The sequence below is a fragment of the Thioalkalivibrio sp. ALJ2 genome, from assembly GCF_000378325.1.
Taxonomy (GTDB): domain Bacteria; phylum Pseudomonadota; class Gammaproteobacteria; order Ectothiorhodospirales; family Ectothiorhodospiraceae; genus Thioalkalivibrio.
The window spans coordinates 773547-788334 of sequence record NZ_KB899554.1; the positions used below are offsets into that span (position 1 = coordinate 773547).

At 66.4% G+C, this 14788-nt stretch carries 12 protein-coding genes; 6 read left to right on the plus strand and 6 right to left on the minus strand.

Annotation, left to right across the window (positions count from 1 at the left end; all coding sequences use genetic code 11):
- The first annotated feature begins 67 nt into the window (after positions 1-67).
- Together F468_RS0103635 and F468_RS0103640 are read left to right on the plus strand one after the other, a co-directional pair.
- On the plus strand, positions 68-3910 hold the full coding sequence (locus F468_RS0103635) for a DUF3683 domain-containing protein (RefSeq protein WP_018138814.1): 3843 nt from the start codon (positions 68-70) through the stop codon (positions 3908-3910).
- A gap of 199 nt (positions 3911-4109) precedes the next feature.
- Positions 4110-4946, plus strand: a complete 837-nt coding sequence (locus F468_RS0103640) for a rhodanese-like domain-containing protein (RefSeq protein ID WP_018138813.1) — start codon at positions 4110-4112, stop codon at positions 4944-4946.
- Between the two features lie 79 nt (positions 4947-5025).
- On the opposite strand, the gene F468_RS0103645 is transcribed toward F468_RS0103640, so the two are convergent.
- Both F468_RS0103645 and rpiA read right to left on the minus strand, forming a co-directional pair.
- Complete coding sequence (locus F468_RS0103645; RefSeq protein WP_018138812.1) at positions 5026-5235, minus strand: DUF2905 domain-containing protein; 210 nt, start codon at positions 5233-5235, stop codon at positions 5026-5028.
- A complete protein-coding gene (gene rpiA, locus F468_RS0103650; protein ID WP_018174636.1) occupies positions 5235-5894 on the minus strand; it encodes a ribose-5-phosphate isomerase RpiA in 660 nt (219 codons plus the stop codon). The genes F468_RS0103645 and rpiA overlap by 1 nt, the downstream gene beginning before the upstream one ends.
- 96 nt (positions 5895-5990) lie before the next feature.
- Here rpiA and ilvA point away from each other — a divergent pair, with 96 nt between their 5' ends.
- On the plus strand, positions 5991-7505 hold the full coding sequence (ilvA, locus tag F468_RS0103655) for a threonine ammonia-lyase, biosynthetic (RefSeq protein WP_018174637.1): 1515 nt from the start codon (positions 5991-5993) through the stop codon (positions 7503-7505).
- Positions 7506-7560: 55 nt separating this feature from the next.
- On the opposite strand, the gene F468_RS0103660 is transcribed toward ilvA, so the two are convergent.
- Genes F468_RS0103660 through purM form a run of 4 tightly spaced genes read right to left on the minus strand, consistent with a single transcriptional unit; the run spans position 7561 to position 11516 of the window.
- Positions 7561-8967, minus strand: a complete 1407-nt coding sequence (locus F468_RS0103660; RefSeq protein ID WP_018174638.1) for an NAD(P)/FAD-dependent oxidoreductase — start codon at positions 8965-8967, stop codon at positions 7561-7563.
- 5 nt (positions 8968-8972) lie between these two features.
- Positions 8973-9773: a DUF3108 domain-containing protein gene (locus F468_RS0103665; protein ID WP_018138808.1), complete on the minus strand. Its 801-nt coding sequence runs from the start codon at positions 9771-9773 to the stop codon at positions 8973-8975.
- Positions 9724-10461 carry a phosphoribosylglycinamide formyltransferase gene (gene purN, locus F468_RS0103670; RefSeq protein WP_018138807.1) on the minus strand — a complete coding sequence of 246 codons (738 nt, stop codon included), beginning with the start codon at positions 10459-10461 and terminating at the stop codon, positions 9724-9726. Before purN ends, F468_RS0103665 begins: the two co-directional genes overlap by 50 nt.
- Positions 10458-11516 carry a phosphoribosylformylglycinamidine cyclo-ligase gene (gene purM / locus F468_RS0103675; protein WP_018994638.1) on the minus strand — a complete coding sequence of 353 codons (1059 nt, stop codon included), beginning with the start codon at positions 11514-11516 and terminating at the stop codon, positions 10458-10460. The genes purN and purM overlap by 4 nt, the downstream gene beginning before the upstream one ends.
- A 426-nt stretch (positions 11517-11942) precedes the next feature.
- Between purM and F468_RS0103680 the strand changes: the two genes are divergently transcribed.
- Genes F468_RS0103680 through hda form a run of 3 tightly spaced genes read left to right on the plus strand, consistent with a single transcriptional unit; the run spans position 11943 to position 14778 of the window.
- Complete coding sequence (locus F468_RS0103680; RefSeq protein ID WP_038038633.1) at positions 11943-12974, plus strand: DUF2066 domain-containing protein; 1032 nt, start codon at positions 11943-11945, stop codon at positions 12972-12974.
- Positions 12971-14050, plus strand: coding sequence for an AI-2E family transporter (locus tag F468_RS0103685; RefSeq protein WP_018174643.1), 1080 nt, complete (start codon positions 12971-12973; stop codon positions 14048-14050). Before F468_RS0103680 ends, F468_RS0103685 begins: the two co-directional genes overlap by 4 nt.
- 32 nt (positions 14051-14082) lie before the next feature.
- Positions 14083-14778, plus strand: a complete 696-nt coding sequence (gene hda / locus F468_RS0103690) for a DnaA regulatory inactivator Hda (protein WP_018174644.1) — start codon at positions 14083-14085, stop codon at positions 14776-14778.
- Positions 14779-14788: the final 10 nt, after the last annotated feature.

Genomic DNA, 14788 nt, shown 5'->3' on the forward strand with positions numbered 1-14788 from the left:
ACTTCGTGCGCATCCCGCACGGAGCCGTTACTCTTTGCGCTCATTCTGATCGGGGGGCCAAGCCTCAATGACCGCCGAACGCGTTCGAGAAATACCCTATAACTACACTTCATTCTCCGACCGCGAAATTGTCATCCGCTTCCTGGGTTCCGATACCTGGGACCTCCTCAACGAACTGCGTGGGGAACGCCAGACGGGTGTCTCTGCGCGCATGCTGTTCGAGGTGCTCGGCGACATGTGGGTGGTCGCCCGCAACCCGTATATCCAGGACGACCTGCTGGACGACAAGAAGCGCCGCAAGTCGCTGATCGATGCGATGCAGCATCGCCTGGACCAGATTCGCAAGCGTGCTGACGGCAACGAGAAGGCGCTGACGCTGGCGCGCCGTGCCCAGGCCGCGGTCACGGCCTTTTCCGACGAGTTCCAGCAGACGCTGGAGCTGCGCGAGCGTGTGCGCAAACGCCTGAAGGGCCTGACGCACAAGGACAACATCCAGTTCGGTGGCCTGGCCCGCGTCTCCCACGTCACCGACGCCACCGACTGGCGCGTGGAACTGCCGTTCGTCGTGCTGACGCCGGATTCCGAGGACGAAATGGGGCCGCTGGTCGCCGCCTGTATCGAACTCGGCCTGACCGTGATCCCGCGTGGTGGTGGTACCGGCTATACCGGCAGTGCGGTGCCGCTGTCCAAGCGTTCCGCCGTGATCAATACCGAAAAGCTCGAAGGGATCGGTCCGGTCGAGCGACGTCCGCTCCCGGGTGTCGATCAGGACGTGGCTGTCGTGCGTGTGGAGGCCGGCGTGGTGACCAAGCGCGTCTCCGAGCTGGCCGCCGAGAATGGACTCGTGTTCGCGGTGGATCCCACTTCGCAGGACGCCTCCACCATCGGCGGCAACGTCGCCATGAACGCGGGGGGCAAGAAGGCCGTGCTCTGGGGGACCGCGCTGGACAACCTCGCCTCCTGGACGATGGTCACCCCCGAGGCCGACTGGATGCGGGTCGAGCGCCTGGACCACAACCTCGGCAAGATCCATGATGCCGAGACCGTGCGCTTTCGCATTACACGTTTTGGCCCCGACGGTCGCACCCCCAAGGGCGAACCCGAGACGCTGGAGATGCCGGGTGCACGCTTCCGCAAGCTCGGTCTGGGCAAGGACGTGACCGACAAGACCCTGATGGGCGTGCCGGGCATCCAGAAAGAGGGCTGTGACGGCCTGATTACCTCGGCCGAGTTCATCCTGCACCGGATGCCGGACAACATCCGCACCGTGTGCCTGGAGTTCTACGGTACCGATCTGCATCAGGCGGTTCCGGCGATCGTCGAGATCAAGGATGCGGTGGATGCCGAGGACGACGTCCTGCTGGCGGGTCTGGAGCACCTGGACGAGCGCTATGTGCGCGCCGTCAAGTACACCCCCAAGGGCGCCCGTGGCGAGCAGCCGAAGATGGTGCTGATCGCCGACATCGTCTCCGACAACGAGGATGCCCTGGGCAAGCTCGCCGCCAAGATGGTGCGCGCGGCCAACGCCCGCAACGGCGAGGGCTTCATCGCCGTGAGCCCGGAGGCACGCAAGCGTTTCTGGGCCGATCGCGCGCGCACTGCCGCGATCGCGCACCACACCAACGCGTTCAAGATCAACGAGGACGTGGTGATCCCGCTGGAGCGGCTCGCCGAGTACACCGAGGGGATCGAGACCCTGAACGTGCGCGAATCGCTGAAGAACAAGCTGGCGATGATCGACGAGGTGCTGGAGTGCATGCGCGGCGACCACCCCGAGCTGCGCGAGCTACTGGAGGACACCGGTGGCGAAGGGCAGCAGTGGTTCGAGGCCAAGCGCGAACGCGCGGTCGAGAAGCTCGAGGCGGTGCAAAAGCGCTGGAAGGCGATCGCGGACAACTACTTTACGCTGGCCTCCGAGTGCGACGAGCTGCTGGACGAACCCGCCCGCGCCGATCGCCGTGACCACGACAAGCTGATCAACCTGCTACTGCGACGCAGCCTGCGCATCTCCTATCGTGCGGAGGTGGAGCGCCCGCTGTTCGAGATCTTCGACGGTCACCAGATGGAGTCGGTGCGCAAGCGCCTGGGCGCGATCCACGACCGCGTGCTGACCAGCCGGTTGTTCATCGCCCTGCACATGCACGCCGGGGATGGCAACGTGCACACCAACATCCCGGTCAACTCCAACGACTACCAGATGATGCACCAGGCCGAGCGTCTGGTGGATGACGTGATGCGCCTGGCGCGCGAGCTGAATGGCGTGATCTCCGGCGAGCACGGGATCGGGCTGACCAAAATGCAGTATCTCGAGCCCGAACGCATCGAGTCGTTCGCGAAGTACAAAAAGCAGGTCGACCCCAATGGCGTGTTCAACGCCGGCAAGCTGCTCGAGGGCTCCGGGCTGTCCAACGCCTATACGCCGTCCCTGCGCCTGGTGAAGCAGGAGGCACTGATCCTGGAGCAGAGCGAGCTGGGCGATCTCAACGACGAGATCAAGGACTGCCTGCGCTGCGGCAAGTGCAAGCCGGAGTGCAACACGCATGTCCCGCGCGCGAACCTGCTCTACTCGCCGCGCAACAAGATCCTGGCCACCGGGCTGATCGTCGAGGCCTTCCTCTACGAGGAGCAGACCCGGCGCGGGCTGTCGCTGCACCACTTCGACGAGATGAACGATGTGGCCGACCACTGCACGATCTGCCACAAGTGCCTGAATCCGTGCCCGGTCGACATCGACTTCGGCGACGTGACCATGCACATGCGCTCGATTCTGAAGAAGAAGGGCAAGCGCAAGGCCACGCCGGCGACGATGATGTCCATGGCCTTCCTGAACACCAAGGATCCGTCCAAGATCAAGGGCATCCGCAAGGGGGCGATCCAGATGGGCTATGCCGCCCAGCGCCTCGGCCACTACGCGTTCAAGAAGCTCAACCTGACCGGCGAGGGCAAGCGCCCGCGCTCGACCACCGGCAAGGCCCCGATGCACGAACAGGTCGTGCACTTCGTGAAAAAGCCGATGCCGGCCGGTCTGCCGAGCCAGACCACCCGCCAGATGCTCGGGCTCGAGGATTCGCGCTATGTGCCAATCCTGCGCGACCCGGTGAAGACCGATCTCGATTCCGACGCGGTGTTCTATTTCCCCGGCTGTGGGTCCGAGCGCCTGTTCAGTCAGGTCGGGCTGGCGACCCTGGCTATGCTCTACGACGTCGGCGCACAGACCGTGCTGCCACCGGGCTACCTGTGTTGCGGCTATCCGCAGAACTCCAATGGCGACTTCGACAAGGGCTCGCAGATCACCACCGAAAACCGGGTGCTGTTCCACCGCGTGGCGACCACGCTGAACTACCTGGACATCAAGACCGTGGTGGTCTCCTGCGGCACCTGCATGGATCAGCTGCTCAAATACGAGTTCGAGCGCATCTTCCCGGGCTGCCGACTGCTCGACATCCACGAATACCTGATGGAGAAGGGCGTGAAGCTGGAGGGGCTCAACGGGGTGCAGTACATGTACCACGACCCCTGCCACTCGCCGATGAAGTCGCACAAGCCGACCGATGTGGCCGCCAAGCTGCTGGGGCAGGAGGTGCTGCAGTCCAACCGCTGCTGCGGCGAGGCGGGCACGTTCGCGGTCAGCCGTCCGGATATCGCGACCCAGGTACGCTTCCGCAAGCAGGAAGAACTGCACAAGGGGATTCGCCAGCTTACCGGCGAGGACAAGGCCGAAAACGGCAACGTGAAGCTGCTGACCTCCTGCCCGGCCTGCCAGCAGGGCCTGTCGCGCTACCGCGAGGACACCGGCATGGATACCGACTACATCGTGGTCGAGATGGCCAATCGCCTGATGGGCGACGGCTGGCAGAAGGACTTCATCGACCGGGCGCGCGAGGGCGGCATCGAGAAGGTTCTCCTGTAGGGGCGACGCTGCGGCGCCAGGACGGGCGGCAAGGCCCGCGCCTGGAAAGCCGCGTATGGTTGGCTACAATCGGGGCAACCGGGTACCCTGCCAAAACGTGCATCGTGCGATGTGCGTTCCGGGTCGGGACCCGGAGGGCTAAAGGGGCGATTCGTGGGCCGCAGTTCGCGGACGCCCATCGTCAACCAAGGGAGTTCGCATGATCGTTCGTTTCGCTCGCCCCCGAGTGGCCCTGGTGGCCCTGTGCCTGAGTCTGGCCGGAGCGCCCATCGTGGCCTCGGCCCAGCAACCTTTTGTGGAATTCCCTGGCCGCCCGCTCTATGAGCGCTTTGGGGTCGAGGCGGTGGATCTGTTCGACCTGCGCGGCCAGTTGTCGGGCTCCACCTTGGTCGACGTTCGCCCCCGGCTGGAATACGACATCCTGCATATTGAGGGCGCTCATCACGTCGATCTCGACAGCGAAGACTTCGATCAGCAGATCCTGGCGCTGGAAGAGGAACATGGCAGCCCACTGGTGTTCTACTGCAACGGACGCCAGAGCTACGCCGGCTATCGCGCCGCCGCGCGCGCCAACGAGCTCGGCGTGGCTTCGGCCCAGGCCTATGACGCCGGGATGCAGGACTGGGTCGAGCGCTACCCAGGGCTGGCTCGTTTCCGTGGTGAGCCGGCCAACGAGGCCGAGGACGAACTGATCAGCGGGGACGACTTCGAGGCCCGCGTGCTGGCGGCCGACGCCTTCTCCCGGCGCGCCCGCCAGGGTGAGGATGTCGTGGTCGTGGATATCCGCAGCCGCGGCGAACGCGACGAGATCTCGCTGTTTGGTGGCCGCGAGGTCGGCGCGCCCTTGTCGGACATCAGCGCCCTGGACCGTATCGTGGACCAGGCCCGGCGCAACGAGCAGACCCTGCTGATCTTCGACCAGTACGGGCAGCAGGCTCGCTGGCTGCAGTACCACCTGGAAGAACGCGGGGTGGATGACTACTACTTCCTGGAAGGCGGCCTGCAGCGCTTCTACGACGAGGTCATGGCGCGCTAGCGACTGTGGCCGAGAGCCGCTTTGCATGGCTCTCACAAACAAAAAGGCCGGGGACACCCCCGGCCTTTTTGTTGCGTGGCTAACGCCGAAACAGTGCGAGAATAATCGAGATCACCACGCTTACGATGATCATCGTCGTGATCGGGAAATAGAAGCGGGCATTTTCGCGTTCGATCACGATGTCGCCCGGCAGACGACCCCAGGGGACCTTGCCCAGCCAGGGCCACAGCAGGCCGATCAGAACGATCAGCCCGCCGATGACGATCAGCCACTTGCCGGTTTCGCTCACTAGGCGGTCATTTCCTCGACGCCAGAGGGCGAGCCGACCAGCATCACGTCCGCCGGGCGGCGGGCGAACAGCCCGTTGGTGACCACGCCGGCGATGTGGTCCAGCTCGGACTCCAGTTCCACCGGGTTCATGATGCGCAGGTTGTGCACGTCCAGGATGACGTTGCCGTTATCGGTCTTGAAGCCCTCGCGCAGCTCCGGATTGCCGCCCAGCTTCGAAAGCGCACGGGCCACGTGGCTGCGGGCCATCGGGATGACCTCGACCGGCAGCGGGAATGCACCGAGGTAGTCCACGACCTTCGTCTCGTCGACGACGCAGACGAAGGTCTTCGAGGCCGCCGCGACGATCTTCTCGCGGGTCAGCGCGCCGCCCCCACCCTTGGTCAGGTGCAGGTGGCGGGTCGCCTCGTCGGCGCCGTCGACATAGATGGGCAGCGGGCCGGCGGAGTTCAGATCCAGGACCTCGATCCCGTGGCCGCGCAGACGCTCTGCACTGGCCTCGCTGGAGGCCACCGCGCCGTCGATCTTGCCCTTGATACCGGCCAGGGCATCGATGAAGTAATTCGCGGTCGAGCCGGTGCCGACCCCCACGATCCAGCCACTTTCGATGCGTGCGAGCGCGGCCTCGGCGACCGCCTTCTTCATTTCGTCCTGAGTCATTACGCTGTCTCGTCTGTGATGTCTATAACCCGCCGAGGATACCGACTGGCGCGCAAGCGAGACAAGCATGATTCGCGCCGTGCTATCGTTCCGGCCATGACAGTCCCCTACCTCGAGAAGATCCTCACGGCGCGTGTCTACGATGTCGCGCGCGAGACGCCGCTGGAGCCGATGCCGACGCTTTCGCAGCGCCTGGGGTCCAGTATCTGGCTCAAGCGCGAGGACTTGCAGCCGGTGTTTTCGTTCAAGCTGCGCGGGGCCTACAACAAGATCGCGCAACTTACGCCCGAGCAGCGCAAGAAAGGCGTGATCGCCGCCTCCGCCGGCAACCATGCCCAGGGGGTGGCGCTGGGCGCGGCCCATCTGGGGATCAAGGCGGTGATCGTGATGCCGGTGACCACGCCGTCGATCAAGATCGACGCCGTGCGCCGCTATGGCGGCAAGGCGGTGCTGCACGGCGATTCCTTCGACGAGGCGGCCGCGCATGCGCGGACCTTGCAGGAAAAGCACGGCTATACGTTTATCCACCCGTTCGACGATCCGGACGTAATCGCCGGCCAGGGTACCGTGGCGATGGAACTGTTGCGCCAGCACTCCGCACCGCTGGATGCGGTGTTCGTCTGCATCGGCGGGGGTGGTCTGGCGGCGGGCATGGCCGCTTATATCAAGCGCCTGCGTCCGGAGATCAAGGTGATTGGGGTCGAGCCGGACGACGCCCCGTCCATGTACAAGGCGCTGCAGCAGAATCGTCGCGTCACGCTGAAGCAGGTCGGGATCTTTGCCGACGGCGCCGCCGTGCGCCAGGTGGGCAAGGAGACCTTTCGCCTGGTGCGCGAACTGGTCGACGAGGTCCTGCTGGTGGATACCGACTCGATCTGCGCCGCGATCAAGGATGTGTTCGACGACACCCGCGTACTGGCGGAGCCGGCAGGCGCGCTGGCGGTGGCCGGGATGAAGCAGTACATCGCGCGCGAGGGGATCACGGGGGGCGACTTCGCCGCCGTTCTGAGCGGTGCCAACATCAACTTTGACCGTCTGCGCCACGTGGCCGAGCGCGCCGAGATCGGCGAGCACCGCGAGGCCCTGTTCGCGGTGACCATCCCCGAGCGCCCGGGGAGCTTTCGCCAGTTCTGCCAGGCCATCGGCAAGCGGGGCATCACGGAGTTCAACTACCGCTACGCGGACGACGAGCGTGCGCACGTGTTTGCCGGCATCAAGCTGGAAGGCGGCGACAGCGAACGTCAGGCGATCCGCGAGACGCTGGAGGCGCAGGGCTACGAGGTCATGGACATGACCGAGAACGAGGTGGCCAAACTGCACCTGCGGCACATGGTCGGTGGTCATGGCGGCGAGGTCCGCAACGAACGCCTGTACCGCTTCGAGTTTCCCGAGCGCCCCGGAGCGTTGCTGAACTTCCTGACCCACATGGGCCAGACCTGGAACATCAGCCTGTTCCACTACCGCAACCACGGGGCCGCCTACGGGCGCGTGCTGGTGGGGATGCAGATCCCGGCCGAGGATCGCGCGCGCTTTCGCGATTTCCTGAAGGAAGTCGGCTACCCCTGGCACGAGGAGACGGCCAACCCGGCCTACTCGCTGTTTCTGCGCTGATTGCGTTCCCGGCTAAGGCGGCTATGGGGGCACATCCTTGTGCCGCCCGTGTCCACTAAAGCCCGAAGATCTCGGACTTCAGGTTCCACTTCGAGGCGAGGGTTTCCGTTGCGTTGAGGAATTCCTCGGCGCGGGCCGGGTGGTTCCACTGGCCGCGGGCGAGCCAGGCCAGTGCGGTGTCGCGGTCGGGGGCCAGCGAAAGGATGTGAATCAGTTCGCCGGCGTCGCTGCCGATGACCTCGCCGCCCAGCAGGGCGCCGGTGTCCATGTCGCCGATCAGGCGTACGAAGCCCTCCGGCTCGTCCTGGCCCAGCGCGCGCGGGGAGGTCTCGAACGCGGCGAAGCCGACCGCCGGCTCCAGCTCATCGTCCTCGGCGTCGTCCTCGTCCATCCCCAGGCGCGCCATCTCCACCGCGGAGTAGATCGCGATCGGCACGAAGCGCTCGTCCTGCTCGCGGGTATTGCCGTTCTGGATGTTTTCCACCGCGATGGTGGCGTCCGCCAGCGCGTGGTTCGCGGTCTGCCATTCGCTCGCGACATCGCCGATGGCGTAGATGTTGTCGACATCGGTCTGCAGGGTGGGGCGGCGCTTCACGAAGCCGCGGGCATCGATCTTCACCCCGATTTCGTCGAGGTTCAGGCCCTCGGTATGCGGGGTGCGCCCGGTGCCGAGCAGGACCCAGTCGACCTCGAAGCTGTTGCCCTCGCTGTCGGTGATGGTGACGCCGTTATCGGAGGTCTCGACCTGGTCATATCCCTTGACCCGCACCGGCTCGATGCCGTCCGCGGCCAGCTGCTCCTTCAGCGTGCCCAGCGCCTGCGGGCTGAACTTCTGGGTGGACAGCGGCTTGGAGCGCGACAGCCAGGTCACCTTCTTGCCGAGGTGATGGAAGATCCAGGCGAACTCGGTGGCGACCACGCCGGAGCCGATGATCGCGACGCGCTTGCCTGCCGGCGGCTTGTCGTCGAACAGCATGTCGGTGGTCAGTACGCGCCCGGGTTCGGTCGTGAACGGGGCCGGGACAGTAGCGGTGGCGCCGGTGGCGATAATGGTATGGCGGGCCTGGATGGTCTCGGTTCCATCCTCCGTCGCGACCTCGAGGGTCTCGGCATCGCGGAAGCGGGCAGTGCCGTGACGGTACTGGATCTTCAGGTGCTTCATGTAGCCGAGGTAGGAGTTGCGGACCTCGGTGACCACGTCCTTCTGGTGGTCCCAGGCGCGGTCCATGTCGGCCGTGAGGCTGCCGCTGATGCCGCGGCCCTCGAAGTGGCGCTGCGCGGCGACGGTGCGTGCGGTGTGGTACCAGTCCTTTTTCGGCACGCAGCCGCGGTTCAGGCAGCAGCCGCCCCAGTCGCCCTTTTCGACGATGACGACGTTGAGCCCGCGCAGGGCGCCCAGAACGGCGGCACGATAGCCCCCGGGGCCACTTCCGATGATGGCCAGGTCAAAGGTCTCGCTCATGGTGTCTACTCGGTCAGGTCAATGATCGGGTCGTGCCACTCCAGCCGGGTCAGCTTCAGTTCGAACACGCGGCCGTCGGCCTCGTAATCGAACCTTACCGGCAGGTGGCTGAGGTCGGGGGCGAACCAGGCAGAGAGTTCGATGTCACTGTCCTGGCTCTTGCGCACGACGCGCACCGTCTCGATACGCCCCATCGGGGATTCGATCGTCTCCGTATCGGCGTACTCGAAGCGATACTCGCGCAGGCGGTCGCGTTCCAGGGTCTGTACCGTTTCGCCGTCGCCCTCTCTGGCGAGGTCGCCCGCTTCCAGGCGCTGCATCATGAAGTACAGCGAGCCGAGGAAGTCGAGGGTATGCGGGGGAACCTCGATATCGAATCGCTCGTTGTCTACGTGTCCGATCGCACGGTCTTCTTCCCAGTCGAAGCGCGTCTCGACCTTGCGTTCGCGGCGGGGTGTCACCTCGCGGCTGCGCGAGGTGACCAGCTGCAGTCCGACGTCGTTGGCGTTCATCAGCGCCTCGCGGCTCAGCTCGAAGCGCCCGAGGATCCGCAGGAAGCCGGATACATGGGCATCCATGGCCATGCGTGTTTGTACGTCTTCGTGGTTCAGGGTGATCCTGGCATTCAGGGTGTTGCCCATGGCCTGGGCCTCGTAGCTGGCCGTGAATGGCGGCAGGCGCGGACCCTCCTGGGGCTCATTGGCGGCAGCGGACGCCAGCAGGACCTGTCCCAGCAGGAGCAGGGCGGTCAGCAGGCTAGTCCGCGTCGCGCGGCACAGGGCTCCGTTCCTCGGGAGCTTCAACATCGGGTACTACCTCATTGGTTTCGAGCTGCAGCGGGACCGTCAACGGGGTGTTGTCCCCGGTCACGATGCGGTCGCGCCACTGAATTTCCCCTGAACACAGGCGCCGCACGACCTCGGGATACAGCCGGTGTTCGGCGCGCTGGACGCGGGTGGCGAGGCTCTCGGGCGTGTCATCGGGCAGGACCGGCACGCGGGCCTGCATGATCACCGGGCCGCCGTCCAGTTCGGGGGTGACAAAATGCACGCTGGCGCCGTGTTCGTCCTCCCCGTCGGCCAGCGCGCGGGCATGTGTGTCCAGCCCACGGTACTTCGGCAACAGGGAGGGGTGAATGTTCAACAGCCTTCCCGTGAAGCGATCGACGAAACCGGGGGTCAGGATGCGCATGAAGCCGGCCAGGATCACGAGATCGGGGTCAAAGGCCTCGATCGCCTCGGCCAGATCTGCATCGAAGGCCTCGCGCGAGGGGTAGTCGCGGTGGTTCAGAACACGTGCGGGGATCGCGTGCTCTTCCGCGTAGGCCAGCCCCCCTGCATCGGGGCGATTGCTGATGATGCCGACGATCCGGGCCGGGATGTGGCCAGTGTTGCAGGCCTCGATCATGGCGCCCAGATTGCTGCCGCGCCCCGAGATCAGGACGACCAGGCGTGGCAGGGAATCCGGGCTGGAGGGGCCGGCGTTGCTGCTCATCGTGCGGCGTAGACCACCCCGGGGGCCGTGTCTTCGCAGTTCTCGATCACGCCGATCGGCCAGCTCGGGATGCCCGCCCGGGCCAGTGCCGAGCTGGCGGCCTCGACACGGTCTTCGGGCAGGATCACGGTCATGCCGATCCCGCAGTTGAACGTGCGCAGCATCTCTTCAGGCGCGATGTCGCCGGCCTGTTGCAGCCAGTCGAACACGGGTGGCCATTGCCAGGCCTGCGGATCAATGCGGGCGCACAGCTGCTCCGGCAGCACTCGCGGGAGGTTTTCGGTCAGGCCGCCACCGGTGATGTGGGCCGCCGCGTGTACCGGAAACTGCTGCATCAGATCCAGCAGCGGGCGCACGTAGATCGTGGTCGGGGCCATCAGGGCGTCGCCCAATGTGGTGCCGTCGGCCCCGGGAAGCGGGGCATCCAGGGCCGCGCCGGAGTGTTCCAGGACGCGCCGGATTAGAGAATAGCCATTGGAGTGCGGGCCGCTGGCGGCCAGCCCGAGCACGACATCGCCCGCGCTGACCCGGGTGCCGTCGATCAGGGCCTCCTTTTCGGCAATGCCGACCGCGAAGCCCGCGACGTCGTAGTCCTCGCCCTGGTACATGCCCGGCATCTCGGCCGTTTCGCCCCCGATCAGGGCGCAGCCGGCCTGTTCGCAGCCGGTGGCGATACCGGTGACGACATCCGCGGCGATATCGACGTCCAGGTGTCCGGTGGCGTAGTAGTCGAGGAAGAACAGCGGCTCGGCTCCCTGCACCACGATGTCATTCACGCACATCGCCACCAGATCGATGCCGATGCTGTCATGGCGCCCCGTCTCCTGGGCCAGGCGCAGCTTGGTGCCTACGCCGTCGGTGCCGGAGACCAGCACAGGCTGCTTGAAGCGGTCCATCGGAAGCTCAAACAGGGCACCAAAGCCGCCCAGCCCGGCCATGACGCCAGGGCGCTGCGTGCGGGCGGCATGCGGTTTGATGCGTTCGACCAGCTCGGCGCCGGCCTCGATGTCGACACCTGCTTCGCGGTAGGTCAGGCCTGAACGGGTTTCGGACATGGGTACCCTGGGTGGTTGATGGCCGCATCCGGTATCCGGCGGCGCTCGCGGAATCCGGCATGGTAGCGAGGCGCCGGGGGGCGTGCAAAAAGCCGGGCGCTGCAGGTTAGGGAAACACTGATGAATGTACGCGCTCGCGCTCGAGTCGCTTTTGCGTGCGAACAATGCGCGGTGACTGCCGTGCAGTCATTCTGCACAAGGGAGCCGCAACGCCGTTCCCACCCAAAAGAGGCCGAGCCCCTTCGGGGTTGGCACCCCAGGTTCCCCGATCCTGCGTTGCGGCCCTTGCCGGTAGAGCCACTACCGGCTGCGCACCGCGCCTTGTCTCGGAAAACCTGGGGTGCCAACGCGAGCGTGTACATTCATCAGTGTTTCCCTGGGGCGCTGTGGTATTTTGGGCGCCTGTCGAAAACGCCATTCAACCCTATGCTGCGCCTCTTTCGCCCGTCCCGCGCCCTGGCTGCGTGCCTACTCCTGTGTCTGCTGTTGGGGGTCTCTCCATTGCTGGCGGATGATGCCGTGGTGGTGAACGTCCATGCGGAGGACGAAACGACCGCGCTGGCGCAGGGCCTGGAACAGGCGCTGGTGCGCGTGGCCGGGCAGCGTTCGCCGGAGCTGAGCGAACTGGCGCAGCTCCTGTTGCTGGAACTGGACGAGGAGGGGCGTATTGAGGCCCTGCGTCGGCGGCAGGAGGTGGATAACGGCGAATATCGCCTGGAGTTCGATCGGGGCCGCCTGCGCAACGCTCTAAATGCCGCCGAGGTGCCCGTGGTGCTGGGCGCGCGCCCGCAACTGCTGGTCTGGGCGGTATACGAGGCGGACGGGCGCCGCCACCTGCTGGGCTCCACCCAGGACGAGGCCGATGTGCTGGCCGGGATTGACGCGCTGGGGCGCGATCGCGGGATGCCTTTCGTGCTGCCACTGGGGGATCTGGAGGATCGCCGGGCCGCGCAGGCGGGGGATGTGATTGGTGGCGTGACCGAGCCGCTGCAGGAAGCGGCCGGGCGCTACGGGCCGACGGGTATCGTGGCGCTGCATGTACGCTCGGTTGGGGGTGGCGCCGAGGCGCGTGCCATTACCGTGCATGGTGGGCGCGAGTACCGTAGTGAGGGCCGCGGTGAATCTCCGGCCGCCGCGGCGCGCGCGGCGGTCGAGGATGGCCTTGACCAGGTCGTGGCACCGCTGGCCCGCGTCGCCGCCGAGCCCGAGTGGGTGAAGCTGGGCTTTGTCGGGGTCGAGGGCTTTCCCGCGTTCGAGGCGTTGCGGCGGGAGCTGGCGCAGATCGAGGCTATTGAGAGCGCAAGGCTGGATTCGCTGGGTGGTAACGCGGTGACCCTCGAGGTGCGCACGGGTTTGGCCCCGGATGACCTGGTAGACCTGCTGCACGCCAGCGGCTATGGCGCGGCGGAGGATCCGCGCGGTGACTCCGAGGCGAAGGCCTGGCTGCGCCGCGAGTGAACCCGCTGGCGCCATTCTCTGCTGCCACGCTGGCGGCCCTGGTCGGGCTGGTGGTCCTGGGCGTGGCGCTCTATCTGCTAGCGCCGATTCTTACGCCGTTTCTGATCGCGCTGCTGATCGGCTACCTGTTCAACCCCCTGGTGACGCGCCTGGCGGTACGCATGGGCGGTTCGCGCACCTTGGCCACGCTGGTGATCTTCGTGCTGGTGATGCTGGGAATGGCGGGGCTGGTGCTGGTCCTGATCCCGCTGGCCATGGCCCAGTTCGAACGCCTGATGCTGCTGTTGCCCGAGGTGATCGCCTGGTTCGACGAGCGGGTTCGTCCCTGGATCGAGCAGCAGGCGGGCGATCGCCTGCCGGCTCTGGAGCCGGCGGCACTGCAGGAACTGCTGGCCGAGCACTGGCGCGAGGCCGGCGGTCTGGCGGGCGGGTTGCTGCACTGGCTGGGCAGCTCGACCGGCGCCCTGGTCCTGGGCGTGCTCAATCTGGTGCTGATCCCGGTGGTCAGTTTCTATCTGCTGCGGGACTGGCCGCGGCTGGTCGCGGGTCTGCATGACCTGCTGCCGCGAGCCTGGCGTGACCCGGTCAGCCGTTTTGCGGTGGAATCGGACCATACCCTGGGGGCGTTCCTGCGCGGGCAGCTACTGGTAATGCTGGCGCTGGGGCTGTTCTACGCGATCACCCTGAGTGTGGCGGGCGTACAGATGGGGCTGGCCATCGGCCTGATTGCCGGACTGGTCAGTTTCATCCCCTATGTGGGCGTGATCGTGGGCATCGTGCTGGCCACGGCGGCCGTGCTGTTCCAGGGCGATGGCTGGACGCTGTTGCTGGTGGTGCTGGTGATCTTCGCGGTGGCGCAGGTGCTGGAGTCGGTGGTGCTGACCCCGTGGCTGGTGGGGGACCGGACCGGGCTGCATCCGGTGGCGGTGATCTTTGCCGTGCTCGCCGGCGGTCAGCTGTTCGGGTTCTTCGGGGTCCTGCTTGCGTTGCCGGTGGCGGCGGTGCTCGCAGTTGCGGTGCGTCAGGCAATGGCGCGCTATCGGGACATGAACGCAGCCGGGGCCGATGTCCCGTGAGACCCGAAGGCAACAGCCCGCTGGAGCGCCAGATGCCGCTGGACCTGCGCCTGCGCGACGCCTCGCGTTTTTCCGGTTTTTGCGTGGCAGGCAATGCCCTGGCGCGGGATGCCGTGCGGGCCTTGAGCGTCGGGACCGGGATACAGGAGCCGCAGATCCTGCTGCACGGGCCGCCCGGCTCCGGCAAGACGCACCTGCTGCAGGCTGCCTGTCACCAGGGACACGAGCGCGGGGAACCGGTCAGCTACCTGCCGCTTGGCGAGGTACGTGATGCGCCACCGATGGCCGTGCTCGATGGTCTGGAGCGCTCGCGTCTGGTGGCGCTGGATGATCTGGAGGCCGTGGTGGGCCGCGGGGACTGGGACGAGGCCCTGTTCGGGCTGATCAACCGGCTGCGTGATGCCGGCTGCCGCGTGCTGCTGGCGGCCGCGGCACCGCCCGAGGGGCTACCGGTCCAGTTGCCGGATCTGGCCTCGCGCCTGGCCTGGGGCCCGGTGTTCCGCATGCAGCGGCCGGATGATGCGGCCTGCAAGGAGATCCTGGCACAGCGTGCGGCCCTGCGCGGGCTGGAGCTGCCGGAGCCGGTGGCGGATTACCTGCTGCGCCGCTGCTCGCGTGACCTGTCCACGCTGCTGGCGCTGCTGGACCGCCTGGATCTGGCTGCGCTAGCCCAGCAGCGGCGCCTGACCATCCCGTTCGTGCGCGAACAGCTGGCCCGTATGGGCTGAACCCGGGGTT

Bases quoted from the DNA above. Each gene is read 5' to 3' on its own strand.
- ilvA (WP_018174637.1), top strand. From the start codon at position 5,991: ATGACAGTCCCCTACCTCGAGAAGATCCTCACGGCGCGTGTCTACGAT.
- hda (WP_018174644.1), top strand. From the start codon at position 14,083: ATGCCGCTGGACCTGCGCCTGCGCGACGCCTCGCGTTTTTCCGGTTTT.
- purM (WP_018994638.1), bottom strand. From the start codon at position 11,516: ATGTCCGAAACCCGTTCAGGCCTGACCTACCGCGAAGCAGGTGTCGAC.
- rpiA (WP_018174636.1), bottom strand. From the start codon at position 5,894: ATGACTCAGGACGAAATGAAGAAGGCGGTCGCCGAGGCCGCGCTCGCA.
- F468_RS0103680 (WP_038038633.1), top strand. From the start codon at position 11,943: ATGCTGCGCCTCTTTCGCCCGTCCCGCGCCCTGGCTGCGTGCCTACTC.
- purN (WP_018138807.1), bottom strand. From the start codon at position 10,461: ATGAGCAGCAACGCCGGCCCCTCCAGCCCGGATTCCCTGCCACGCCTG.
- F468_RS0103660 (WP_018174638.1), bottom strand. From the start codon at position 8,967: ATGAGCGAGACCTTTGACCTGGCCATCATCGGAAGTGGCCCCGGGGGC.
- F468_RS0103635 (WP_018138814.1), top strand. From the start codon at position 68: ATGACCGCCGAACGCGTTCGAGAAATACCCTATAACTACACTTCATTC.
- F468_RS0103665 (WP_018138808.1), bottom strand. From the start codon at position 9,773: ATGTTGAAGCTCCCGAGGAACGGAGCCCTGTGCCGCGCGACGCGGACT.
- F468_RS0103640 (WP_018138813.1), top strand. From the start codon at position 4,110: ATGATCGTTCGTTTCGCTCGCCCCCGAGTGGCCCTGGTGGCCCTGTGC.